The organism is Vreelandella indica, from assembly GCF_037070225.1.
GTDB lineage: Bacteria > Pseudomonadota > Gammaproteobacteria > Pseudomonadales > Halomonadaceae > Vreelandella > Vreelandella arctica.
In genome coordinates this window covers 65,276-87,427 of record NZ_JBANSO010000010.1, presented here as the reverse complement: position 1 = coordinate 87,427, position 22,152 = coordinate 65,276, and the positions used below count along the sequence as shown (strand labels likewise).

Annotated in this window: 25 protein-coding genes; 8 read left to right on the top strand and 17 right to left on the bottom strand. The window is 56.1% G+C overall.

Translation table 11 applies throughout. From position 1 onward, the window contains the following. Positions 1–2 precede the first annotated feature (2 nt). Together V8L71_RS09025 and dctP are read right to left on the bottom strand one after the other, a co-directional pair. Positions 3–524: a TRAP transporter small permease subunit gene (locus V8L71_RS09025; RefSeq protein ID WP_336273893.1), complete on the bottom strand. Its 522-nt coding sequence runs from the start codon at positions 522–524 to the stop codon at positions 3–5. A gap of 102 nt (positions 525–626) precedes the next feature. Next, positions 627–1,622 (bottom strand): TRAP transporter substrate-binding protein DctP, encoded by a 996-nt coding sequence (gene dctP / locus V8L71_RS09020; RefSeq protein WP_336273892.1) that lies wholly within the window; start codon positions 1,620–1,622, stop codon positions 627–629. Positions 1,623–1,776: 154 nt separating this feature from the next. Here dctP and V8L71_RS09015 point away from each other — a divergent pair, with 154 nt between their 5' ends. The 3 genes from V8L71_RS09015 (at position 1,777) to V8L71_RS09005 (ending at position 4,749) form a co-directional block, all read left to right on the top strand. Next, a complete protein-coding gene (locus V8L71_RS09015) occupies positions 1,777–2,460 on the top strand; it encodes a GntR family transcriptional regulator (protein ID WP_336273891.1) in 684 nt (227 codons plus the stop codon). A gap of 124 nt (positions 2,461–2,584) precedes the next feature. Further along, entirely contained in the window at positions 2,585–3,589 is a 1,005-nt protein-coding gene (locus V8L71_RS09010) for a GlxA family transcriptional regulator (protein WP_336273890.1), read from the top strand. Next, on the top strand, positions 3,580–4,749 hold the full coding sequence (locus V8L71_RS09005) for an MFS transporter (RefSeq protein WP_336273889.1): 1,170 nt from the start codon (positions 3,580–3,582) through the stop codon (positions 4,747–4,749). The genes V8L71_RS09010 and V8L71_RS09005 overlap by 10 nt, the downstream gene beginning before the upstream one ends. A gap of 106 nt (positions 4,750–4,855) precedes the next feature. On the opposite strand, the gene V8L71_RS20750 is transcribed toward V8L71_RS09005, so the two are convergent. Together V8L71_RS20750 and V8L71_RS20745 are read right to left on the bottom strand one after the other, a co-directional pair. After that, positions 4,856–5,077: a transposase gene (locus V8L71_RS20750; RefSeq protein ID WP_431313173.1), complete on the bottom strand. Its 222-nt coding sequence runs from the start codon at positions 5,075–5,077 to the stop codon at positions 4,856–4,858. A gap of 26 nt (positions 5,078–5,103) precedes the next feature. Then, positions 5,104–5,304 (bottom strand): hypothetical protein, encoded by a 201-nt coding sequence (locus tag V8L71_RS20745; RefSeq protein WP_431313172.1) that lies wholly within the window; start codon positions 5,302–5,304, stop codon positions 5,104–5,106. A gap of 219 nt (positions 5,305–5,523) precedes the next feature. On the opposite strand from V8L71_RS20745, the gene V8L71_RS08995 reads away from it, so the two are divergent. Together V8L71_RS08995 and V8L71_RS08990 are read left to right on the top strand one after the other, a co-directional pair. Then, positions 5,524–6,102, top strand: coding sequence for a YgjV family protein (locus V8L71_RS08995; RefSeq protein ID WP_336273888.1), 579 nt, complete (start codon positions 5,524–5,526; stop codon positions 6,100–6,102). A gap of 129 nt (positions 6,103–6,231) precedes the next feature. Continuing rightward, positions 6,232–6,498: a DksA/TraR family C4-type zinc finger protein gene (locus V8L71_RS08990; protein WP_336273940.1), complete on the top strand. Its 267-nt coding sequence runs from the start codon at positions 6,232–6,234 to the stop codon at positions 6,496–6,498. Between the two features lie 19 nt (positions 6,499–6,517). On the opposite strand, the gene V8L71_RS08985 is transcribed toward V8L71_RS08990, so the two are convergent. Then, positions 6,518–6,994: a DMT family transporter gene (locus V8L71_RS08985; protein WP_008959382.1), complete on the bottom strand. Its 477-nt coding sequence runs from the start codon at positions 6,992–6,994 to the stop codon at positions 6,518–6,520. 26 nt (positions 6,995–7,020) lie between these two features. Continuing rightward, complete coding sequence (locus V8L71_RS08980; RefSeq protein ID WP_008959383.1) at positions 7,021–7,449, bottom strand: DMT family transporter; 429 nt, start codon at positions 7,447–7,449, stop codon at positions 7,021–7,023. 89 nt (positions 7,450–7,538) lie between these two features. Here V8L71_RS08980 and V8L71_RS08975 point away from each other — a divergent pair, with 89 nt between their 5' ends. Both V8L71_RS08975 and mtnK read left to right on the top strand, forming a co-directional pair. Continuing rightward, positions 7,539–8,471, top strand: a complete 933-nt coding sequence (locus tag V8L71_RS08975) for a LysR family transcriptional regulator (RefSeq protein ID WP_336273887.1) — start codon at positions 7,539–7,541, stop codon at positions 8,469–8,471. Positions 8,472–8,585: 114 nt separating this feature from the next. Continuing rightward, entirely contained in the window at positions 8,586–9,848 is a 1,263-nt protein-coding gene (gene mtnK, locus V8L71_RS08970; protein WP_336273886.1) for an S-methyl-5-thioribose kinase, read from the top strand. A gap of 160 nt (positions 9,849–10,008) precedes the next feature. Here the strand turns inward: mtnK and V8L71_RS08965 are convergent, their stop codons facing one another. Genes V8L71_RS08965 through mtnB form a run of 3 tightly spaced genes read right to left on the bottom strand, consistent with a single transcriptional unit; the run spans position 10,009 to position 11,923 of the window. Continuing rightward, a complete protein-coding gene (locus V8L71_RS08965; protein ID WP_336273885.1) occupies positions 10,009–10,557 on the bottom strand; it encodes a 1,2-dihydroxy-3-keto-5-methylthiopentene dioxygenase in 549 nt (182 codons plus the stop codon). A 35-nt stretch (positions 10,558–10,592) separates the two neighbouring features. Then, positions 10,593–11,279 (bottom strand): acireductone synthase, encoded by a 687-nt coding sequence (gene mtnC / locus V8L71_RS08960; RefSeq protein ID WP_336273884.1) that lies wholly within the window; start codon positions 11,277–11,279, stop codon positions 10,593–10,595. 56 nt (positions 11,280–11,335) lie between these two features. Beyond that, complete coding sequence (mtnB, locus tag V8L71_RS08955; RefSeq protein ID WP_336273883.1) at positions 11,336–11,923, bottom strand: methylthioribulose 1-phosphate dehydratase; 588 nt, start codon at positions 11,921–11,923, stop codon at positions 11,336–11,338. A gap of 102 nt (positions 11,924–12,025) precedes the next feature. On the opposite strand from mtnB, the gene mtnA reads away from it, so the two are divergent. Next, the gene (mtnA, locus tag V8L71_RS08950) at positions 12,026–13,051 is read left to right on the top strand and encodes an S-methyl-5-thioribose-1-phosphate isomerase (RefSeq protein WP_336273882.1); all 1,026 of its coding nucleotides are present in this window, start codon (positions 12,026–12,028) and stop codon (positions 13,049–13,051) included. Between the two features lie 16 nt (positions 13,052–13,067). On the opposite strand, the gene V8L71_RS08945 is transcribed toward mtnA, so the two are convergent. The 8 genes from V8L71_RS08945 to V8L71_RS08910 form a co-directional block, all read right to left on the bottom strand. Then, the gene (locus tag V8L71_RS08945; protein ID WP_336273881.1) at positions 13,068–13,748 is read right to left on the bottom strand and encodes an RES family NAD+ phosphorylase; all 681 of its coding nucleotides are present in this window, start codon (positions 13,746–13,748) and stop codon (positions 13,068–13,070) included. After that, positions 13,745–14,146, bottom strand: coding sequence for an MbcA/ParS/Xre antitoxin family protein (locus tag V8L71_RS08940; RefSeq protein ID WP_336273880.1), 402 nt, complete (start codon positions 14,144–14,146; stop codon positions 13,745–13,747). The genes V8L71_RS08945 and V8L71_RS08940 overlap by 4 nt, the downstream gene beginning before the upstream one ends. A gap of 89 nt (positions 14,147–14,235) precedes the next feature. Then, the gene (gene recQ / locus V8L71_RS08935) at positions 14,236–16,062 is read right to left on the bottom strand and encodes a DNA helicase RecQ (protein WP_336273879.1); all 1,827 of its coding nucleotides are present in this window, start codon (positions 16,060–16,062) and stop codon (positions 14,236–14,238) included. A 62-nt stretch (positions 16,063–16,124) separates the two neighbouring features. Then, complete coding sequence (locus V8L71_RS08930) at positions 16,125–16,967, bottom strand: carbohydrate ABC transporter permease (RefSeq protein ID WP_336273878.1); 843 nt, start codon at positions 16,965–16,967, stop codon at positions 16,125–16,127. Continuing rightward, positions 16,964–17,848: a carbohydrate ABC transporter permease gene (locus V8L71_RS08925; protein ID WP_336273877.1), complete on the bottom strand. Its 885-nt coding sequence runs from the start codon at positions 17,846–17,848 to the stop codon at positions 16,964–16,966. Before V8L71_RS08925 ends, V8L71_RS08930 begins: the two co-directional genes overlap by 4 nt. 63 nt (positions 17,849–17,911) lie before the next feature. Continuing rightward, complete coding sequence (locus V8L71_RS08920; RefSeq protein WP_336273876.1) at positions 17,912–19,192, bottom strand: ABC transporter substrate-binding protein; 1,281 nt, start codon at positions 19,190–19,192, stop codon at positions 17,912–17,914. 45 nt (positions 19,193–19,237) lie between these two features. Beyond that, positions 19,238–20,368, bottom strand: coding sequence for an ABC transporter ATP-binding protein (locus tag V8L71_RS08915; RefSeq protein WP_336273875.1), 1,131 nt, complete (start codon positions 20,366–20,368; stop codon positions 19,238–19,240). Between the two features lie 113 nt (positions 20,369–20,481). After that, positions 20,482–21,900, bottom strand: coding sequence for a sigma-54 interaction domain-containing protein (locus tag V8L71_RS08910; RefSeq protein ID WP_336273874.1), 1,419 nt, complete (start codon positions 21,898–21,900; stop codon positions 20,482–20,484). Positions 21,901–22,152: the final 252 nt, after the last annotated feature.

Below are 22,152 nucleotides of genomic sequence, written 5' to 3'. Positions count from 1 at the left end.
ACTCAGTTCTCCCCACGCAAAATTTCAGCTATATACTGCAGCGAAAGTAGGGTGGCGCCGACCGCCATAGGCAGTAAGGCGGGCCACAGTGGCGGATTCCATACCGAGCCCGTGGTCCACTCGCCGTGGAGCGCCTCAAAAACATAGACCCAACTGGCATACGCCAATGCAGCGCAAAAACCTAACCCAAACAGCGACGCGATCAAGCGCATGATAGTGCGGGTAATGCCGCCTAGCGCATCGGGAACAATCGTGATGGCGACATGGCCGCCAGTCATCAATACATAGGGGCTGCCCATCAACATCGCTGCCGTTACTGAGAAGATGGTGAATTCAGTCTGCCAGCTGGTGCTCATTCCCAGTAAGTAGCGAATAAATACCATCTGACAAATCACGAGTACGCCAGCGATAAACAGGGCGCAGGCCAAGTAGGCGGAAAGCCGCGAGAGCTTGTCTATGACGCGAATGTAGCCGCCAATGATGCCCCCTCGCGCAAGGGCATTGTGTGTCGTTGCAGGTGCCATAATTCCCTCGTCAAGCTGGTTATTTCGCCAAGCTAAGCAAGCATCAGTAGAAAACGGCCATCCCGAGCGGAATGGCCGCGCCATTAGGCGATCATGGGTTGCTTACTCGACGGCCAGCGCCGCATCGATAATGGCTTGTCCGTTGGGAACGTTCTCGGCAAAGTTTTTGTAGGAAGTCTCCTTAGCGATATCGAGCCAGGCGTTGTAGTCGTCCTCGCTCATGCTGACTACTTCCACACCATTCTCTTCGTAGAGGTCGACCATCTCCTGGTCAATGGCGGCGGCCTCTTCCGCAAAGAACGCCTCGGCGGCTTCACCTGCTTCCATCAGGGCTGCTTGCTGCTCTTCGTTGAGCCCTTGCCATACCTGCTCGGAAATAAGAATAGGTTCGTACATGTACCACAGCGCGAAGTCGCCGGGCTCGGTCAAGCACTCAACCTGTTCGTAAAGCCGGAAGGAGATAAACGACATTGATGAGGTATTGGCGGCATCCAGCACGCCGGTTTGCATGGCGGTATAAACCTCGGAAGAGGGCATCGAGGCGATGGAGGCACCGGCGGCTTCCAGCATTTGTTCAAACGCAGGCCCGGCGGCGCGGAAGTTCTGACCCTCGACGGTATCGGGGGAGGTAACGCACTGCTCGCTAGAGGCAAAACCGCCCGATAGCCAAGCATCTGCAAGTACCCGAGCGCCACCTTCGCGAATGACCTCTTTAATCATCTCCATATACTCAGAGTCATTCAGGCGTTGGGCATGCTCCTGATTACGCACCAACCCCGGCATCAGCGTAGCCGAGAACTCAGGATGGCGGCCGCTAGCGTAATCCAGCGGTAGAGAAGTGATGTCCAGGCGACCACGGGCGATAGCGCCCCACTGTTCACGCGCCTTAAACAGCGATTGGCCGGGATAGACTTCAATGGTCAGCCCGACATCTGCATCGGCTACTTCGCGGGCCATCATTTGCACCATTTCATCGCGCACGTCCCCTTGGCCACCGGGGAATTGATGCGAAGCACGCAGTACGGTATCGGCAGAGGCGTGTGACGCCGCAATGGCGAGGCCTAGGGCGGCGGCAGTTGAGATTAAATAGCGTTGCATGTGGCGTCTCCAACAATTGTTGTTGTGTGTTTGGATGAGCTTTATATGTTTATCAGAAGATCTGATATATATTTCAATAGCGCTTAAATATGCTAATGTCAACTTTATGACAATTTTAATGGCCTGAAATAAGTCGCGATCCATGGAGGTAAACATGACGGGCACCAAGCGCTCCAACGCTCAGCGATTAAGGGATTCTCTTGAGGATGACATCATCAATGGCCGCCGTTTGCCGGGAGAGCGCCTGGACCCGGAAGCCTTGGGGCGTGAGTTTCAGGTCTCGCGAACACCCGTGCGTGAAGCTTTTCAGCAGTTGGTAGCGAGTGGCCTAGTGACGGTTTCGCCCAAAAAAGGCACCTTTGTGGCGAAGGTAGGAATTGATCAATTGATCGAGATGTTCGAGGTCATGGCGGAACTTGAAGGCATGTGCGGGCGCCTAGCGGCCCGCCGGATCACCGACCCCGAGCTGGTCGCGCTTCGCGAAGCACACCAACGCTGCGAAGCGGCGGCGCTGGCCGGTGATAGCGATGAGTATTACTACGAAAACGAAGGTTTTCACGACTGTATCTACACCGCTAGCCACAACGCCTTTTTGGCCAGCGAAGCGCGCCAACTAAAGCAGCGCTTAAAGCCTTACCGGCGCCTGCAGCTGCAGGTGCGCCAACGGGTAAATAATTCCCTCAGCGAGCACCAAGCCATCGTGGAAGCGATTGAAAAAGGTGATCCCTTGGCTGCACAGCAAGCGCTTAGTGACCATGTACTGATTCAGGGCGAGCGCTTTAGTGACTTCGTTTCCAGCGTCCGCCGTATGGAGGCACCGTTAGAAAGAACGGGCTAATTTTGGCCCGCTGAGGGTTGACCCAGCCCCATGTCCGAATCGGTGGGGTAATGGTCCTTGCCGACATCGAGCGCAGCGCTGACACTCTCTCTAATGCTTCGATACCCGCTAGCGGAGAGAGACAGTGACTCGCCATATTGCCCTATTTGCTTACCCCGACTGCCAACTGCTGGATGTCAGCGGCCCCTGGCAGGTGTTTGCCAGCGCCAATGCGTTAAGCCCCCAGCCGCTCTATCAGTTGACTCTGATTGCCGATGCCGTCGGCCCGGTTGTCACCAACGGCGGCCTGGCCGTGCATGCTACCCACACCTACCAGCAACTTACTCGTTTACTGCCACTGGATACGCTATTGGTGGCGGGCGGTAGTGGCGTAATACAGCAGCGTGAGATAGCTACCGTGAAGCAGGTGCTTGTTGAGGTCGCCCCAGAAGTAAGACGTCTTGGCTCTATCTGTTCTGGCGCGTTTTTACTGGCAGCGGCAGGGTTGCTGGATGGTTGCCGCGTCACTACCCACTGGCGCCATGCACAACAACTGGCTGAGGAGTACCCCGCGCTAAGCGTCGAGCCCGATGCGCTGTATATCGAAAGCAACGGTCGCTATACCAGCGCAGGCGTCACGGCGGGTATTGATCTGGCGCTTTCGCTGGTAGAGGCGGATCACGGTGCTGATCTAGCCGGGCGAGTGGCCCGTGAGTTAGTGGTATTTCTACAGCGCCCAGGTGGGCAGTCGCAGTTCAGCGAGATACTGCGACACCAGCAGGCGGCGGGACCTCTACGTCGCTTACTGGATCAACTTCATGCCGACCCGAGTGTGGATCATGGGCTTGATAGCATGGCCGACCTGATGGCGGTTTCTCCACGCCATTTAACCCGGCTGTTTAGACGCCACCTAAATACGACCCCGGGTGCTTACCTGACCCAACTACGCCTTGAACAAGCGCGCCTGGCGCTGCTCAGCGAACGCGAGCCGGTTTCTCTTGCGCGGCTCGCGCAACGCTGGCGACTGGGCGGTGCAGAGCAGTTGCGCCGTCAGTTTCAGCGCTACTACGGTGTGTCACCTTCGGTTTATCGCCAACGCTTTGCGTCTTCCCATACCGATCCACTTCAGGAGAGCGCCTCGTGCCTTTAACCGTCACACTGTTATCGCTTTGCCAAGCGCTGCTGGTCACCGGCAATGTCCTGCTGATTGCCGTCTCGCCACTGATTGGCGCATCGTTAGCCCCAAGCGCGTCTTGGTCGACCGCTCCGGTTGCCACCCAGTGGCTTGGACTGATGTGCGCGACCATTCCTGCTTCGTTGATCATGGCAAGGTTGGGCCGGAAGCGCGGTTTCATGCTGGGCAACCTCGTTGGTCTAATCGGCGCGCTGGTTGCTGTGCAGGCGCTGATCGGCGAGCGCTTTGGGCTGTTTTTGTTGGCAACTTGGTTAATTGGTATCGGCATTGGCTTTGGCCAGCTCTATCGCTTTGCCGCGGTAGAAGCTGCGCCTACGCCGATGCGTGATCGCGCGATTGGCTTGGTAATGGGTGGCGGTGTGCTGGCCGCGTTTGCCGGGCCATGGCTGGCAAGAGTAAGCCGTGAGCTGGGCGAAGTGCCGTTTCTGGGCAGCTTTGTTGGTTTAGCCGCACTCTACGCGCTGGCATTAGTGGTGTTGATGCTGACAAAACTACCGCCTGCATCCCGCACCCATGACGAAGGCATTGCACTGTCGCTAATCAAGATACTCCGCCAGCCCGCGTTTATCCTGGCGGTAAGCGCGGCGATGGTCGGTTACGGTGTGATGAACCTGGCCATGACCGCCACACCGCTCGCCATGGCGGGAGCCGGACACCACTTTAACCACGTTTCAATGACTATTCAGTGGCACGTGGTGGCGATGTTTCTGCCCTCGTTCTTTACCGGGCATTTGGCTACCCGTTTCGGTGCTAAGCGGGTCATCGTGGCTGGTTGCCTGCTGCTGGTGGCGAGCGCTTTAGTCGCACAATTGGGTATCAGTTTAGCCGGTTTCAATGTGGCGCTGATTTTGTTGGGGCTGGGTTGGAACTTTACTTTTCTGCCCGCCACAGGTCTGCTCACCGAGAGCTATCGCCCCGTGGATAAAGCACGCACCCAGGCCGCCAATGAGTTTTTAGTGTTTGGCACTGCGGCTATCACTGCGCTGCTCGCTGGGCCCTTGGTCAGTGGCTTAGGCTGGGCGACGCTTAACTTGCTGTTGATTCCTGTCTCGCTGGTGCCTTTGGTGGTGCTGCTGTGGCAGCGACAAAGCAGCATGGCATCATCGAAGATTTGAACGTGTGCTTACACACTCTGCAGATGCTCATTTATTAGACTTAAGGAAGGTCTGAATAAATGCCGATATTCATTAACGCTCACTTGAGCCGACAAAAATCGAAAATTCAGACACTCTTCTCCCGTTCTTTGTGTATTTTTGCCCGTTTCCCGCTCATTGAACGGAAAACGGGCGCAATCTCTTCACCGTGAAGCAGCTGATCGGCAGACACAATGTCAAGGACATTGGCAGCCGTGGTCTCGATACTGTGAATCAACCCAAGTTTATCGTCGACACCTATGTGCATTTTCATGCCAAAGTGCCAAGAGCCCCTTTTAGTCTGGTGCATTTTGGGGGCGCGCTCGCCTTTTTGTTTTAGTTGGAACTAGGCGCAGAGATGATAGTGGTATCGACAATGCTCCCTTCGTGCAGCATCAGGCCATTTTCCTCCAGGTGCTTGTTCACTTCCTGAAACAACACCTTGCTAAGGCCGTGGCGTTCCAGAAAATAGCGAAACTTGAGAATCGTGGTTTCGTCCGGCAATCGATCCAGCTTCAAACCGGCGAATTGGCGCATGGACTCGATCTCGTAGAGAGCGTCTTCCATGGTCGCATTGACAGGCTATCGCGAATATAAGCGCAACGATCATTACCGCAACGATGTCATCGCCATCGCCTGTATCCCCATCGTCTGACTTCTTATTTATAGCTCTTCAGGAAGAGGTTTATGAAGATAGATTAGTGCACTGTATGCGAGTATAGGGCAACGAAAAGAGCTAAAAGAGGGCAGGTCATAATGCTAGAAAACCTCGGCGACACTGCCCTGGCTGGTCAGCTCTGTGGCTTGGTGGCCCTGGTGATATGCGTAGTCGCCTTTGCCAGCAAAAACGATGATCGCCTATTGGTATTACTGATTTCCGCCAATGTGGCGTTTGTCTTGCAGTTCGTATTTTTTGAAAGCTGGACAGCTGCTGTGCTGACCTTGCTGGTGATTGTGCGGATTGTGTTGGCCCGTCGTTATATGGGGAGTAAAACGGTGATGGTCGGCGTACTGCTGGCCAGCGGCGTCGCTGCTACTTTTACTTGGCAAAGCTGGGTAGACTTTTTACCCATTGCTGCCATGGTGCTCGGTACCTTTGGTATGTTTCTGCTGCGTGGGATATCGATGCGGGTGTTTTTAGGTTTAGCGGCCACGCTATGGATGTTGAACAATTTATTAATTGGCTCTATTGGCGGCACCCTTGCAGAAGGGCTAATCGTAGTGACCAATATCATCACTATCATTCGTTTAGCGCGGGCAAAACGTAAATATCCCGATTTGTTCGAAGATCCGGAAGTGCTTGAGGTGATTACTAATAATGACCGTTCAAGCTAGCCTGCGGATGCCAGTCTGTTCAGTTTTAACCACCAGCCACTGTCAATGAGCCCCTTGAGCTTGCAACGTTAATATCGGGCGTTACTGCTATGCTGATAGATTGCTAGTGCCGAAGCGAGGAGCGCGATGATGGCAGGTGGATGGGCGAAAGATGGCGCCGAACAAGAGCAGATGGAGAGCACGCTGGAGGATGCGGTGCAGCGTGCGCGTAGCCAATTGCCCCGCGGCGAAAGTCTTGAAAATTGTGAGGAGTGTGGCGACCCCATTCCCGAAGCGCGCCGCAAGGCTATTCCTGGTGTCCGGCTGTGTGTGGTATGCCAGGGTGAGCTAGACAAAAAACAGTCGAGCTTCAGTGGCTATAACCGCCGCGGCAGTAAAGATAGTCAGCTACGTTAAGGCTGGTGAGCCTGAATAACTAGCTTGGCTGGCTTGCCAGTCGACGATGGCGCTGCTGGTGACTTAGATAGATTAAGCCGATAGCACCTATGAGCAGCGCCATCGCAATGTAGCGTGACGCATCTAACGGTCGCACTGCATTGCTTAACCAGCCGAAATGATCAATCAGTAGGCTCATCAATAGTTGGCCAGAAATGACCGCTACTGTGGCCGCTGCGGTGCCTACTCGGGGTACGGCAAACACAATTGCCAACATATAGACCACGCCAAACAGCGCGCCGGTTAGCTGCCATTTCGGTACGCTGAAGAGCGTCGCTTGCTGTGCTGGCTCAAAAAAGAACATCAATAAAAAGGTCAGGACGGCGCCGATCACAAAGGTCAGCCAAGAACTCTCGATGACGCCTGCTTTTGCACCCAAACGGCCATTGATGGAGGACTGAGCTGCCAGTACCGCACCGCCGACGAGCAGTAAGATAAAGATAAGAGGGAGTAGCATGGTTTAGCTCCTGAATACGTTAGCCGTTACATTAACCACAGAGCGGCAAGAATCATCGCTAAGGCACCAATACGGTAGCCGTCGACTTTACGCTGCTCGCTTCCCAGCCAGCCAAAGTGGTCGATAGCGACGCTGGCCGCTACTTGACCGCACAAAATCCCCACCATCGTCATACCAACCCCCACCAGCGGCGTCGCAAGCGTTAACACAATGACATAGACCGGGCCTAAGATGCCGCCCGTCAGTAGCCAGCGCGGCTGCTTAAAAAGGGCTCCCAGCTGTCGCTTAGGCGCAAACACCAGTGCTAGCGAGAGCAGTAGCGCGCCCACCATAAAAATCGACAAGGTGGCCGATAAATGGCCAACCTGCTCACCAAGAGGGCCTAGCAAACCGGCTTCGACCGATAGCCCCATCCCGGCGATTAGCACGCCGAGCAGAATAAGTGCGTGACGCATAGGTGGCTCCGCTAAGTAAAAGAAGCGCGTACTGTAGAGAGTTAGCGTTATTGCTACAATGCGTCAAAACAGCAAAGGACTATTGCATTTTGGACAACTCGCTTCGCCTGTTAGCGCTGCGCCTTTTTGTGCGAGTGGCCTCAAGCGGCAGCTTTGCTGAAGCCGCGCGCTACTTTGATTTACCGGCCTCTTCGGTCTCGCGGCACATTGCAGGGTTGGAGCGTTCGCTAGGCCAGCGGTTGCTCTACCGCCATACGCGAGCGGTAAGGCTGAGCGATGCTGGTGAGCGCTACTATCGGGAGGTAAGAAGCATATTAGAAAGCTTGGATGCCGCTACCGAGCAGGTGATCAGCGGCGCTAAACAACCTCTGGGATTGCTGCGTCTTAATGCACCTGTGGCATTTGGGCGTCGGCATATCGCGCCTTTATTGGCTAGTTTTCAGCAGGCAAACCCGGCCGTGGAAGTAGAGCTAACGTTGAGCGATGCCTTTATCGACCCGGTACAAGAAGGCGCCGATGTCGTAATACGTGTGGGGTCGCTGGGGGATTCAAGCCTGGTGGCCCGGCAACTGGCAACCCAGCGCTTTGTCGCTTGCGCTTCCCCCGGGTATTTAGCGCAGCGCTGTGAGCCTCAACATCCTGAACAATTGAGTGACCATAACTGCTTAGTTTATAAAGGAACACGCGGCGTTCAGCCTTGGTATTTCCAGGGGGCTGGTGATCCCCAAGCGCAGCGTTATTCGGTAAAAGGCAATTTGCATAGCAACAATGCCGAGAGCCTTGTGGAAGCCGCTCTGCAAGGACAAGGTATTGTGCTATTCCCCACATGGTTGCTATTCGATGCGCTGCGCGATGGTGGCCTAACGCCCATTCTAGAAACCTATGAAGCCTTAGGTGAAGCGACGCGAGAAGGAATTCATGTTATCTACCCCGAAAACCGCCTGCGCTCGCAGAAAGTGGCCGCCTTTTTAGAGTATTTGTTCGCGGAAATTGGCGAACGGCCCTATTGGGATCACCATTAATAACGATGACGATAGTCCCCTTATTAACTTTTAACCGTTACTCTCTGATAATCAACGTCTTAAAGCCCCCTATTCGGGCCTGAATATATGCAACGTTTTGGTGAGGATTGGCCTGTGGAGATTGATCAACATTACCGCGCGCTCAGCGTCGACACTCTGTCCCAGCGGCTTGGGAGTGTTGAAGCGGTGGCTAGTCGAGTGGGCGGAGAACCCGCTAGCTGGGAGGTTCGCGAGGTGGGTGACGGCAACCTGAACCTGGTGTTTATCGTCTCCGGTGACGTAGGCAGTGTCGTGGTTAAGCAGGCGCTTCCCTATGTACGCATGGTGGGCGAAAGCTGGCCACTACCGATTTATCGCGCCCACTTTGAATACTATGCGCTGGTTCGACAGGCAAAGCGCGCGCCCGGCATTGCCCCTGAGGTGTACTACTTCGACAAACCCCAGGCGCTATTTGTGATGGAGTACCTGCACCCACACACGATTCTGCGCCGCAAGTTAATCAACGGTGAGCGAGTTGCCCAACTTGGCGAAATCATCGGCCAATTCTGCGCACGCACCGCGTTTCGCGGCTCGGAGCTTTCGCTGAGCAGCCCGGAGAAAAAAGCGGACGTAGGATTGTTCTCAGGCAATGTGGCAATTCCCGCCATCACCGAGTCGCTGGTGTTTACCGACCCCTATTATGGCGCCGAAATGAACCACCACACCCCGGAACTTTCGCCGGTAGTGGACGAGCTGCGCCGCAGTGCGCGTCTGAAAGCCAAGGTGCAGCGGCTGTTGATGAAGTTCACCTCGAACACCGAAACCATGCTGCACGGTGATCTGCACTCCGGCTCGATTATGGCCACGGATACTGACGTGCGGGTCATTGACCCTGAGTTCTCCCAATACGGTCCAATGGCCTTTGACTTGGGCATGGCGGTGGCCAACTTCCTGATGGCCTATTTCAGCCAGCCCGCTCATCGCCTAGAAGATGAGCTTGAGGCTTATCAGGCGTGGATATTGGAGGTGATCGAAGCCTGCTTTACCCATTTTGATGCCGATTTTCGCCACCTTTGGCAAACCGAGCGGACTGGTATTCTATTTCCCAAGTCGCTGTTTGAAGAGCAAGGCAATAGCGCAGACGACGCCTGCGATGCGCTGCTTGAAGAGATCCGCCTGGATGCGCTGGCCTACTGCGGTATCGAAATGCACCGCCGGGTGTTATCTCTGGCCCACAACGCCGACTTTGAAGAGATTAAAGACACCGCGCTACGCGCCAAGCTTGAAGCGCGCAATGTGCTGATGGGACAAACGCTGATCATGGAGCCGGAAGCCTACTGTGACCTGAATGCGCTGGCGGATTTAGCCAGGGCGTATAACCAGCAAGAGGTGTTGTAAACGGTTTACAGGAGAGTTAGAACGAGCAGGCAGGGCCGGGACAAACCTACACGGGGGCGCTGTGACCCCATCCCTGGGCGCTACTTTCGCCATCCATGGCGAAAGACCCCCGCTACGGTTTGTCCCGGCCCAGGCTAAGTTTTTCCTATAGCCGAGCTATTTAAAGCTGATCCAAACGATCAAACTTCCCGGCGATATCGCTTTCGGTCCAGTGGGGCACCCAGCCTTCCACGTTATCGAAGAAACGTAGCGCGGTGAATTCCGGCGCTGGGCCCATATCGAACCAGTGGGGCGTATTGGCAGGCACGCTGATTAGGTCATTGCGAGAACACAGGACCTGATACACCTTGTCATCGATGTGCAGGCAGAACAGCCCCTGGCCTTTAACGAAGAAACGCACTTCATCTTCGTGGTGGCGATGCTCGTTTAAGAACTTCTGCCGCATGGCGTCCTTCTCTGGGTGCGTGGGCACCATGTGCAGCACATCGACGGTCTGATAGCCGCCCTTAGCTTTGACCCGGTCAATATCTTCCTGGTAAAGCGCCAAAATATCTTCCTGGGTGGCATCGTCAGCAATCTCGCCCGGCGCTGCCCAGCGCTCAAACAGCACACCCACCTTGTTGAGCTCAGTGGTCATTTGTTCGCCGTCAGTGGTGTCGATCAGAGCATCGTTCGGGTTTTGATCAGCAAATACTTTTAGTTGCGACATCTACAACTCTCCTTAAAAGTGACGGGCGATGAGCGTTACAGAGCGATCTCATCGAAGCGGGTGACGCATGCATGATGGGTACCGGCCTGAGTACCTTCACGTACCAGTTGCAGCGTTTGCATGCCCGCCTGCTTGGCGGCATCCAGCTCTTCGACCACATCCGACAAGAACAGCACCGCATCCGCAGGCAGGTCAAGCTCGGCAACAATACGCTGATAAGCAGTCGCCTCGCGCTTATGACCAATATGGGTATCGAAGTAGCCGCTAAACAGCGGGGTTAAATCGCCCTCATCGCTGTAGCCGAATAGCAGTTTTTGGGCCTGTACGGAGCCTGACGAATAAACGTAAAGGGCTTTGCCTGCCTCTTTCCACTGGTGCAATGCAGGTGCTACATCGCTATATAGGTGACCTTTAAAATCGCCACGCTGGTAGCCGTCGGCCCATACCATGCCCTGCAGTGCTTTCAGCGGGGTGACTTTTTGGTCGGTTTCGATCCAGTGCAGCAACTCAGTAATGACAGCTTCCAGCGTGGCATCAGGGTCACCCATTTCGCTGCGCACGGCGTCGATCTGCTCGGCGACGGCTGGGATTTCTGCGTTAGCGCGTAGAAACTCAGGTAACTTATTGTGGGCGTAGGGAAACAGCACCTTATGGACGAAGTTAATATCCGTGGTGGTGCCTTCAATATCGGTCACAATGGCGCGAACAGTTGGGTTACTCATTTAAGGCTACTCATTTAAGGCTACTCATTTAAGACTGCTCATTTAAGACTGCTCATTTAAGACCAGCGACTCTCTTCAAGAACACAGGCTAGTAAAAACTCAATCGCTTCCAAGTGGCGTCGGCAGCTGGCAATGCTGTCGCCTAAGGCATAAATGCCGTGCCCCGCGACCAAAAAGCCCCAGGGCATCGGCCAGCCGAGGCGCACATGCTCGGCTAGCTCTTCCATATCCTGGGAGTTGGGCACGACAGGCAAATGGATGGAGGCATCGTGAGTAACGTTTCCCTGTAGCGCTTTTTGCATCTCGAAACCGCTTAGCTCGACACCCTCTGGAAAGCGCCGCGACAGCACCGTGCTGGCCACGGTGTGAGTGTGGAGTACGCAGTTAATCGAAGCGTCTAAGCGATAGAGCGCGGCATGCAGATCACTCTCCGCGCTCGGCTTACCATCGCCTGATAGCACCTTGCCATCCAGGTCACACAGCAATAGGTCATCAGCCTGAATATGGGTTTTATCCCGGCCAGAGGCGGTGACTAGGTAGCCCGCCTCGGTGCGGGCGGAAAAATTACCGCCGGTAGCAGGCGTCCAGCCTTGCTGCGCCGCCCATGAAATGGCGGCCAGCAGTTCAGTTTGTAGCGTCATCATAAGGTCTGCGTCGCCTCTTCTATTGGCGGCCATTCTATATGATAAGCTTCGCGGCTGATAAGCCGTGTAGCTGTTCCGATTAAGTGCCCAAGGAGTCCATCGATGCCTCAACTTCAGTCACGCAGTTTGCGGGTCCATGCCGATACGCTTGAGTACTTGGATCAAACTCAGTTGCCGCAAGCTGAAAAGTGGGTGCCCTGTGACTCTCCCGAGGCGTGGCAGGGGGCGGTTAAGAACTTAGCCATTCGTGGCGCACCACTGATTGGTTTGAGCGCCGCTTTCGTGCTGGCGCAGTACGCCGCGCGCCATCCAGAACACGATTGGCAGGAAGTCAGCGATCGCCTGCGCGCCACACGTCCGACAGCCGTCAATCTAATGTACTGCCTGGATGCCATGGAAGCCTGCTTTGAGCAAGGCGCCAATGCTCTAGCCGAGCGCGCCGCCGTGCTGTTTGCAGAGGATCGTGCGCTGTGCCAACAAATGGCCGAACGGGGCGCTGACTTGCTGAAAACGGGTGATCGTGTGCTCACCCACTGCAACACCGGGGCGCTGGCCACCGCGGGGGTGGGCACCGCGATTGGCGCGCTGGCGGTGGCCAAACAGCGTGGCGTAGACCTTCATGTGTATGTGGATGAAACCCGCCCGCTGCTGCAAGGTGGCCGCTTAACCGCCTGGGAAATGGCTGATCTGGGTATTCCCTACCAGTTAATTACCGACAGCATGGCCGCGAGCCTGATGGCGTTAGGCAAGGTGGATAAAGTGATGGTTGGCGCTGACCGTATCTGCGCCAACGGCGACTTCGCCAATAAAGTGGGCACTTACATGCTGGCGGTAATCGCTCACTACCACCAGGTGCCGTTCTATGTGGTGGCCCCCTACACTACGGTTGATCCCGCCTGCGCCACCGGTGCGGACATTCCTATTGAACAACGTGATCCCGCTGAGGTGCGCGGCGCCGCAGGTGCTTTTGGTGAGGTAATTTGGGCACCCGACAACGCCCCGGTATGGAACCCCGCTTTTGATGTCACTCCCGCCAAACTCGTGACGGCTTGGGTATTGGATACCGGCGTATTTGATGCCGCCGCGATCGCACGCGGTGAACACTGCCAGGGGCGGAGCGAAAAGTAGGAGCGAAAGTTAATCGTTAGCCCAATAGCGTGAGCTCGTAGACATGGCGGATACGCTGACCATCCCAGTCATACCCGAGATGACGCCCTTGCCTTGTCGCAGAGAGCACGGGAGGTCGTAGCACAGCGGCACATTCTCCCTCCGGGTCTCGAACGCTGGGGTAAACGATACCGTCCGTTTGTTCCTCCCAGGCTTTTCTCCCCAAGGTTTTTCCGGCTACCCAGCTATCCGGCGTGAGAAGCGCTTGGGCAGCATCCTGCCCACGTAAATCAAGTAGTTGGCCCGTTAAATCCGACAGATAAACACGTTGCTGAAGCATCATGGGCGGTTCGTTTGACTCCCCCATAAAGCGTTCTGCGTGGTAAACGGTTTCGGCAATGGCGGTGGCTTCGGTGAGTGCGCAGTAGTAAGCACCAAAAGTGCCATCGCTAAAACGCGAACCGGTAGCGGGGAAGTGGCAGAAGGCAGCCATGACTGGCGTCCAGCCGGGGCCGTAGCGGCGATCGTCATCGCGGACTAGATGGATGGCTCCCGCTTCCTCACGAAGCCTTGCGGAGGTTTCACCCTCCAATTCATTGAGTAAGTCCCAGTCATCAGCGTTGCAATTGACGCCTTCGAATAAATCAATGGGAGGAAAACGCGAGGGGATAACGCGGTAACTGGGTCGCCACGTGACATTACTCAGCGGGAATGTCATGCATGGCCTCCACCACGCGCTGCATCTAAATGCTGGCGAACAACGTAGAGGTCTGAGACTTGCCCATTTAACAGACGCTCCATTGGCGAGTGACCGGCGAAAAGAGGGTTGCTGTTGGATCTCTGCAACCAACTGTTGGCCGCTTCTTTGTTGGGCAACAGTATATGCAGTGCTTTGTAGATGCCGAGAATCAACGACATCCGTTCTAGATGATTAGCATCCAGGCGGGCATTCTCTGGTGCCTGCTTCCAACGCCGATAGGTGGAATCAGGTACTCCCAATAGAAGAGCGGCTTCACTCTCTTTCAACCCCCAGCTGTGTGAAATGCTGGGGTAGGTGCGCATCGCTGCGGCCCCCATTTCGCGACGCTTGCCGGCTGTTTTGTGCTGAATAGCCATCTATTTCCCTCCTCACTTATGGATAGATTACGCCAAGTGAGCGATTTTTGAAAATAGCGACCATTTGAGCTTTTTGAGGGCGCGCCGGTTCAGCTGTTTTGCTCGGTTTCTTGATGCGCCAGAATAACGTCCAGAAAGCCCTCGCCGTAATCTGCCAACTTGCGCGCGCCGATGCCTGAAATCGCGCCCAGGGCTTCCATGCTCTGGGGTTTCTGCTCGACCAGTTCGGCCAGGGTGGCGTCATGGAAGATCACATAGGCTGGCACGCCCTGGGCTTCGGCCAGTTCACGGCGGTGCTGGCGTAGAGCTTCCCACAGCGGGCCGTGGCCCTGGGGGGCAGAGGCGCCTTTGTTTCCTCGTCGAGTGGCCTTGGTCTTGAGGGGTTTGCGCAGGGTGAGTGTCTGCTCGCCGCGCAGCACCGGCTTGGCATTGGCGGTGAGCTTAATGCCGCCATGCCCCTCCATATCCACGCTCAAAAAACCGCTGGCAATCAGTTGGCGAAAGAGCGCTTTCCATTCTCTGGCCGTGAGGTCTTTGCCGATGCCGAAGGTGCTGAGGCGGTCGTGGCCAAAGCGGGCGATACGTTCATTGCTTTTGCCTAGCAGCACATCCACCAGGTAGGTCACGCCGAAGCGCTGCTCGGTGCGGTAGACGCACGACAGTGCCTTTTGCGCCGCCACGGTGGCCTCCCAGGTCTCGGGCGGGGTCAGGCAGTTATCGCAGTTGCCGCAAGGGGCGTCCAGGTGATCGCCAAAGTAGTGCAAAAGCGCCTGGCGGCGGCAGCTGATGATCTCGCACAGCCCCAGCATGGCGTCGAGCTTCTGCTGTTCGATGCGCTTTTGCTGGTCGGCGGCGCTGGAGTCCTGCTGCATCTGGCGCAGCGTGATCACGTCCTGAAGCCCATAGGCCATCCAGGCATCGGCAGGCAGGCCATCACGCCCGGCGCGGCCCGTCTCCTGGTAATAGGCTTCGATACTTTTAGGCAAATTGAGGTGCGCCACAAAGCGCACGTCCGGCTTGTCGATGCCCATGCCAAAGGCGATGGTGGCGACGACCACCACGCCATCTTCACGTAGAAAGCGGGTCTGATGCTGCTGGCGCTGCTCGGGGGGAAGCCCTGCGTGGTAGGGCAGTGCAGTCAGCCCCTGACGCTCCAGCCAGGCGGCGGTCTCCTCCACCTTGCGCCGGGAAAGGCAGTAGACGATACCCGCCTCGCCGTCGTGGCGTTCGCGGATAAAGCGCAGCAGCTGTTCCTTGGCGTTACCCTGATTCTCGGCGATATGGTAGCGGATGTTGGGGCGGTCAAAGCCGCTGTTGTAGAGCGCCGCCTCCTGGAGCTGTAAATGCTCCATGATATCGCCCCGGGTAGGCACATCGGCAGTGGCGGTGAGGGCGATGCGCGGCACTTGGGGAAAGCGTTGGTGTAGCTGGGAGAGCTGTCGATACTCGGGGCGGAAATCGTGGCCCCACTGGGAGACGCAGTGGGCCTCATCAATGGCGAACAGCGCAATCCGGGGCTGCTCCAGCAGCCTCTGCATACGCGCCGTGGCCAACCGCTCGGGCGCGACATATAAAAGATCCAGCTCGCCTGCCCGTAGCCGATTCTCTACCTCGACTGCCGCGTGATAATCGAGGCTGGAGTTGAGATAAGCCGCCCTGACCCCGTTCTGTTCCAGTGCCGCTACCTGATCCTGCATCAGCGCAATCAGTGGCGAGACCACAATCGCGGTGCCTTCGCGCAGCAGTGCCGGGATCTGATAACACAGCGACTTGCCTCCGCCGGTAGGCATCAGCACCAGCGCATCACCTCCGGCGATCACATGCTCAATGATAGCCTGCTGCGGGCCGCGAAAGCTGTCGTAGCCAAATACTTCCTGCAGTACCTTGAGGGCTGCCGGGTGAGGGTCGCCATGCATCAATGCTCTCCTTGTCTCGTGCTAGAGAGCAAATTGTCGCACGAAAACTTAAGGGAGTTGGCCTAGCGAATCCCCGCCCGTAAAAATGATTGTACGAACTGGCGTTGGAACAGCAGAAAGGCGACCAGCAGCGGGGCGATACTGAGCAGGGTGGCGGCGCTGACGGTCGCCCAGTTAACGCCGGTTTCGGGTGCTGAAAAGACCCCTAACCCTACCGTGAGCGGGCGGCTCTCTACCGAGTTGGTGACCACTAATGGCCAGATAAAGTTGTTCCAGTGGTGGCTAATCGAGACCAGCCCGTAAGCCAAATAGGTGGGCTTGGCGAGCGGTACGTACACCTTCCACAAAATTTCCAGCCAGTTGCAGCCTTCGATGCGGGCGGCGTCTTCCAGCTCCCGGGGGATGGTTTTAAAGGTTTGGCGAAGCAGAAAAATACCCAGGGCGCTGGCTACATAGGGCAGGCCAATCCCGGTGATGGTGTTGATCAGCCCCAGTTCACTGGCGATGCGGTAGTTCTCGACAATCAGCACTTCGGGGAACACAAACAGTTGAATCAGCACCAGCATAAATAGAACGTTCTTGCCGGGAATCGGGAAGCGCGCAAAGGCAAACGCCGCCAGGGTGCAGACCACAAACTGACCGATCACTACCCCTGTCACCAGCGCAAAGGTGTTCAGGTAGTAGCGAGCAAAGGGCGCTTGCGACCAGGCGTTGGCAAAGTTCTCCAGCGTCAGCGGGGCGAAAAGTTCGAAATTCACCATAAACTCGCTGGGGTGGAAGGCGGCCCAAAAGGCATACAGCAGCGGAAAAATCCAAATAATCGCCAGCAGCCACGCGGCCACGGTTTCCAGTGATGGAATGGAGACGAAACGGGCGCGGGGGGCATAGGGTGTTATCGTATTCATTGGTAGTGCGTCCTACGATCTAGAATCGTGAACTTAAGCGTGGCAACGACTGCGAGGACTAGCAGAATAACCACCGTAATGGTGGCCGCGGTGGTGCGGTCAAAAAATGAAAACGCGTTCTCATAGACGTAATAGAGCAGCAGGTTCGTCGCGTTGTTGGGCCCGCCCTTGGTCAAAATAAACAGGTGATCGACGACTCTTACCGCATTGATCAAGGCGTTAATCAGCACAAACAGCGTGGTGGGCATCAGCAGTGGGAAGGTAACTCGCCAGAAGAAGCTCCAGCGGCTGGTGCCCTCAAGGTCAGACGCCTCTTTAAATTCAGGTGCAATGCCTTGCAGCGCGGCGAGGTAGAAAATCATAAAAAAGCCCGCTTCTTTCCATACCGACATCACGATCACTGATCCCAGCGCCACGCTTGGGTCGCCGAGCCAATTCACGCCCGAAAAACCTAACGCGCCAAGCAGTTTATTGAATAGGCCAATCTGAGGGGCGTAGAAAAACATCCAAATATTGGCAGCGGCGATCATGGGCAGGATGGTCGGGGTAAAGTAGGCCATGCGAACAACGCCGCGTCCGCGCAGTCTTCCGTTAACAAATAGCGCCATGCACAGTGCCAGCGCGATAGAAGTTGGAATCGTACCAACGGCGTAGATTAAGTTGTTACGCGCTACTTTCCAAAATGTCGGGTCATCGAACAACACCTGATAGTTTTCAAGCCCTACGAACTCAGTGGGTGCGCCGCGAAAGCCAGGTAAAAACAGGCTGTTGATCACCGTCGCGATGGTGGGCAGGTAAGCGAAAGTGGCCAGCAGTATGGCGGCGGGCAGCAGCAGAAGCGCGCCATAGAGCTGCATTTTGCGGTGGTCGGTGAAGGGCATAGTTAAATACCGCACGCTGGAAAAGCCGGGGCATGCCCCGGCGAACAGGAAAAAATATGACGATTAGCGAGCGTAGCGGCGCAGCACGCCATCGGCTTCTTGCTGCGCTTGGCTAAGCGCTTCTTCCGGTGACATCTGGCCAGTTAACGCGGCTTGTACGGCGTTATCCAAAGCACGACGCACGCGGCCACCCTGATACGTGGAAAGCTCAGCTGTGCCATGTTCAAGCTGGTCGCGAGCCACGGCTGCGGGCGCGAACTCTTCCACATAGCTTTTCAGTGCATCGGTTTCATAAGCGGCGGGGCTAACGCCCATATAGCCGGTTTCAATTGACCAGGCCGCGGCGCGCTCGGGGTCGGTCATCCAGCGGATAAAGGTCATCGCTGCGCGTTGCTCTTCTTCGCTGGCATCTTCAAAAATGTAGAAGTTGCCGCCGCCGGTGGGGCTGCCGCGCTGGGTTTTCATCGGCAGCATGGCAACGCCAAAGTCGAAATCAGCTTCGCTACGCACGGCCGTTAGGTTGCCCGTGGTGTGCCACATCATCGCCGTAGACTGCTCAATAAAGTTTTGGCGCAGCGTGCCCCACTCGATGGTGCCATCGGGCATGGCGTCGTGCTCAGTGGCCAGCGACACCCAGTACTCCAGTGCTTCAATAGCAGCGGGATCATCAAAGTAGACCTCAGTACCATCTTCGCTCATCAGGCGATGGCCATTCTGAAACGCGAAGGCCTGGAACATCCAGTAGGGGTAGCCAGTGGAAGGCACCATCACGCCCCACTGCTCGCCGCCAGATGCTTCGCGCACGGTGGCGGCCATTTCGGCCATCTCTTCCCAGTTCTCAGGGGGTGTTTCGGGGTCTAGGCCTGCCGCTTCAAAGGCATCTTTGTTCCAGAACAGCACGATGGTGGAGCGCTGGAAGGGAATGCCGTAGGTTTTGCCATCCAGCTGGCCGTTTTCCATCAAGCCAGGGTAAAAGCTGTCGAGCCACTCTTGCTCTTCATCGGTTTCGATTAGGTTATCAAAGGCCACAATGGCGTTTTGCTCAATCAGCTCATAAAGGTCGATTGAGAAAAGGACAGACAGTTGCGGCGTATCGCCAGCCTCGATGGCGGACATCGCCCGCACGCGGGTGTCGTCATAGTTGCCGGCGTAGATCGCTTCCACGTTGATATCCGGGTGTTCACTTTCGAACTCCTCTACCAGATTATCCACCACGTCGGTGAGCGCACCGCCCACCGACACTGGGTAGTACATGGTGAGATCGACGCTATCAGCGTTGACCTGGGCGGCATTCAACAAGCCCGCTGCCAGGGCCGTCATCGCAAAAGGGATCCGCGAACGCATAAGAGACTCCACAAGTGTCAGGACTGAATCAAGGTTGAAAAGCGATCAGTGTTGGAAAGAGCCCACCGCCGGTGGACGAGGAATGCTGCGGATTGGCGGAGCGAAATCGCTTAGTGGCATATCATCGCGCCGTAGGCCGTTAGCATCGAAAAGGTGTATGTTCTTGGACGCCCAAAAGAGGCTGCATGGCTGGCCAGTCAATAGTGGTTTGCCGCTTAGTCGAACGCGTAGGGTATGCGAGCCCACCTCGACATAGGCGATGGTATCTGCCCCCAAGTACTCTTCACTTAATACCTTGGCGGGTACGCCTGGCGACGCTGCGGACCTAAGCTCAATATCTTCTGGGCGCACGCCCAGGTGTCCACCGGCGGCTTCCATTGGTGCCACTGGCGTGCTCGGCTCACCTTCGATGACGGCACCAGTCTCACCGGCCACCAACGGCAGCAGATTCATCGCTGGACTACCGATAAAGCTTGCGGCAAAGGCGCTGGCGGGGCGGTTATAAAGTTCGTCGGGCGTACCGTCCTGCACGATTTTGCCGTGCTGCATCAGAATGACGCGATCACCCATACTCATGGCCTCAACTTGATCGTGGGTGACGTAAATCACCGTCATATTTAGGCGACTTTGCAACGCTTTGATTTCTCTGCGCATATCGCTTCGCAGCCGCGCATCCAGATTGGAGAGCGGCTCATCCATTAAGCAAATGGGGTGTTCGGAGATAATTGAGCGCGCCAACGCCACTCGCTGTCGCTGGCCACCGGAGAGTTGGGCAGGTTTGCGGGTCAGGTAATCGGTGAGATCGACCAGCTCGGCGACCTTGGCGAGCCGTTCGCGCTGTTCGGCTTTGGGTACTTTACGACTGCGCAGGCCAAACACGATGTTGTCGGCAACACTTAAATGCGGGAACAGTGCATAGGACTGAAACACCATGCTCAGCCCACGGTCACCGGGCGGCAGGCGTGTCACATCACGCTCACCAATATAGATATGCCCGCCGCTGGCCTCTTCCAAGCCTGCGATCATACGCAGCGTAGTAGATTTGCCGCAGCCCGAAGGGCCTAGCAGAATGACAAATTGCCCAGGCGTGACGTCGAAGGAGATATCATCGACGGCAGCGGTCGCGTCCCAACGTTTGGTGACGCGTTCCAGGCGGATACGCGATTGGTTTGACATAGCACACACATCACCGGCTGTTGGTTGTTATTGGTTCAGCTTGTGTTGAAGGTGTTGCCGTTGTATGACACTTACATGGATCGTTTATGACAGCCGCTGTGTCAAGCAGAAAATCATTTGGCGACTTTAATGCCATAGCGCTGAAGCCTACGCACCACGCTGGATTGGCTGATGCCCAGCCGCTCGGCGATGGCATAGGTACTGGGGAGTGTGTGGCATAGCGCTTGTAGCGCTTCACGCTCTAAGCGTTCGAGGTACTGTTTCAGGTTTTCTTCCGGCGCAAGTGGTGCTACCAGCAGTGCGGGGGAGCCACTCGGCAAGCTGTCGGCTCGCTGTTCGCTATGGGCCTGTGGGGTGGGGGCTTCAATTTGATCGTTGGAACTTGAGAGCCAGGCCCGCTCCAGCCAGTTTTCAAGCTCGCGAACATTTCCTGGCCAGTCGCTGCCCATGAGGGTCGACCACACCTGATTGCCGAGAATTTTTTGCCGTCCATAACGCTGATTCAGCCGTTTTAAGCACGCTTCGACCAGGTCGGGGATATCCTCGCGGCGGTCTCGGAGCGGCGGTAGGGTGACTGGAATCACGTTGAGACGGTAGTAAAGATCCAAGCGAAATAGCCCGGCTTCCACCTGTTTGCCCAGGTCCTGATTGGTCGCCACCACTAAGCGGAAATCGACCCGGCGCGAACGCGTATCGCCCAAGCGGGTCAGGCTGCCATCCTGAATGACTTTGAGCAGCTTGGTTTGCATCAGTAGCGGCAGCTCGCCGATTTCATCAAGGAACAGCGTGCCCCCTTCAGCCTGCTCCAATAAACCAGCTTTACCTTGCCGCGCCGCGCCGCTAAACGCGCCGGGCTGATAGCCAAACATCTCGGACTCGAACAGGTTTTCAGGAATCGCCGCGCAATTGACGTCGATAAAAGGGCCGTTATGGCGCTGACTCCAGCGATGTAGCTGCTTGGCAAAAGCGGTCTTGCCCACGCCGGACTCCCCCAGCATCAGCACATTGGCGTCTGAAGGGGCGACCCGCTTGAGCAGTAGGGCAATTTCCCGCATCACATGGCTTCTGACCTGCAGGTTATCCAGGGCGTCATCCAACGCCTGCTCTTCGGCATCCGGCGCGGCATGGCTGCGCTTTAAGTGTTCGCTAAAGCGTTTTTGGAGCAGCGCGTATTCGTCTTGCAGCAACTGGAGGTCGGTTAAATCTCGCGAGCGACTGATAATGCGTTCCAGCTTGCCATTCACGAACACTGGATAGGCTTCTGCAATGACGCGGCGGCCTGTGCCTGTGATTTGCATCAATTGCGCAGGCCGACGGGTACGCATGACTTCCATGGTAATGGAGGGCTTCAATACCCCAGCCGCCTGTAGCTGTTGGACGCTGCTGGAAAGCAGCTCTTCACGCGATACTCCATAAACCGCTTCGGCACCTGGGCTGACATCCACGATCTGCCCATCGCCACTGACGATAAAGAAGTGGTCGTTGGCGGTTTCTACGATGGTTTGCAGTACGTGCTTGTCTATTTCACTCATTGTGTGTCTCTCACGCCAGCCAGCCTTGCCTAGGCGATTCATAAATGAATGATTGATTCATTTATGAATCGTTGGTGTGCTTGTTTGATGCATTTTTGCATCGTTTTGCCCGTTATCCTACCTGTTTATCGCTAGCGCAGGGTTGGCACGTTCTGTGCAATGTCTTAGAAGACAAAAAACCCAAGAAGACAAAGAACTCAACTAGGCAGCATGGATCAGCCGTGCCTCAACGCCACAATAAATCCAAGGAGA

Excerpts from the sequence above, each read along its gene's own strand:
- V8L71_RS08990 (WP_336273940.1), top strand. The coding sequence starts at position 6,232 with ATGGCAGGTGGATGGGCGAAAGATGGCGCCGAACAAGAGCAGATGGAG.
- V8L71_RS08980 (WP_008959383.1), bottom strand. The coding sequence starts at position 7,449 with ATGCGTCACGCACTTATTCTGCTCGGCGTGCTAATCGCCGGGATGGGG.
- mtnB (WP_336273883.1), bottom strand. The coding sequence starts at position 11,923 with ATGATGACGCTACAAACTGAACTGCTGGCCGCCATTTCATGGGCGGCG.
- V8L71_RS09015 (WP_336273891.1), top strand. The coding sequence starts at position 1,777 with ATGACGGGCACCAAGCGCTCCAACGCTCAGCGATTAAGGGATTCTCTT.
- V8L71_RS20745 (WP_431313172.1), bottom strand. The coding sequence starts at position 5,304 with ATGCGCCAATTCGCCGGTTTGAAGCTGGATCGATTGCCGGACGAAACC.
- V8L71_RS08925 (WP_336273877.1), bottom strand. The coding sequence starts at position 17,848 with ATGCCCTTCACCGACCACCGCAAAATGCAGCTCTATGGCGCGCTTCTG.
- V8L71_RS08995 (WP_336273888.1), top strand. The coding sequence starts at position 5,524 with ATGCTAGAAAACCTCGGCGACACTGCCCTGGCTGGTCAGCTCTGTGGC.
- recQ (WP_336273879.1), bottom strand. The coding sequence starts at position 16,062 with ATGCATGGCGACCCTCACCCGGCAGCCCTCAAGGTACTGCAGGAAGTA.
- dctP (WP_336273892.1), bottom strand. The coding sequence starts at position 1,622 with ATGCAACGCTATTTAATCTCAACTGCCGCCGCCCTAGGCCTCGCCATT.
- V8L71_RS08915 (WP_336273875.1), bottom strand. The coding sequence starts at position 20,368 with ATGTCAAACCAATCGCGTATCCGCCTGGAACGCGTCACCAAACGTTGG.
- V8L71_RS08940 (WP_336273880.1), bottom strand. The coding sequence starts at position 14,146 with ATGGCTATTCAGCACAAAACAGCCGGCAAGCGTCGCGAAATGGGGGCC.
- V8L71_RS08945 (WP_336273881.1), bottom strand. The coding sequence starts at position 13,748 with ATGACATTCCCGCTGAGTAATGTCACGTGGCGACCCAGTTACCGCGTT.
- V8L71_RS09025 (WP_336273893.1), bottom strand. The coding sequence starts at position 524 with ATGGCACCTGCAACGACACACAATGCCCTTGCGCGAGGGGGCATCATT.
- V8L71_RS08985 (WP_008959382.1), bottom strand. The coding sequence starts at position 6,994 with ATGCTACTCCCTCTTATCTTTATCTTACTGCTCGTCGGCGGTGCGGTA.
- V8L71_RS08910 (WP_336273874.1), bottom strand. The coding sequence starts at position 21,900 with ATGAGTGAAATAGACAAGCACGTACTGCAAACCATCGTAGAAACCGCC.
- mtnA (WP_336273882.1), top strand. The coding sequence starts at position 12,026 with ATGCCTCAACTTCAGTCACGCAGTTTGCGGGTCCATGCCGATACGCTT.
- V8L71_RS08930 (WP_336273878.1), bottom strand. The coding sequence starts at position 16,967 with ATGAATACGATAACACCCTATGCCCCCCGCGCCCGTTTCGTCTCCATT.
- mtnC (WP_336273884.1), bottom strand. The coding sequence starts at position 11,279 with ATGAGTAACCCAACTGTTCGCGCCATTGTGACCGATATTGAAGGCACC.
- V8L71_RS08965 (WP_336273885.1), bottom strand. The coding sequence starts at position 10,557 with ATGTCGCAACTAAAAGTATTTGCTGATCAAAACCCGAACGATGCTCTG.
- V8L71_RS20750 (WP_431313173.1), bottom strand. The coding sequence starts at position 5,077 with ATGCACCAGACTAAAAGGGGCTCTTGGCACTTTGGCATGAAAATGCAC.
- V8L71_RS08920 (WP_336273876.1), bottom strand. The coding sequence starts at position 19,192 with ATGCGTTCGCGGATCCCTTTTGCGATGACGGCCCTGGCAGCGGGCTTG.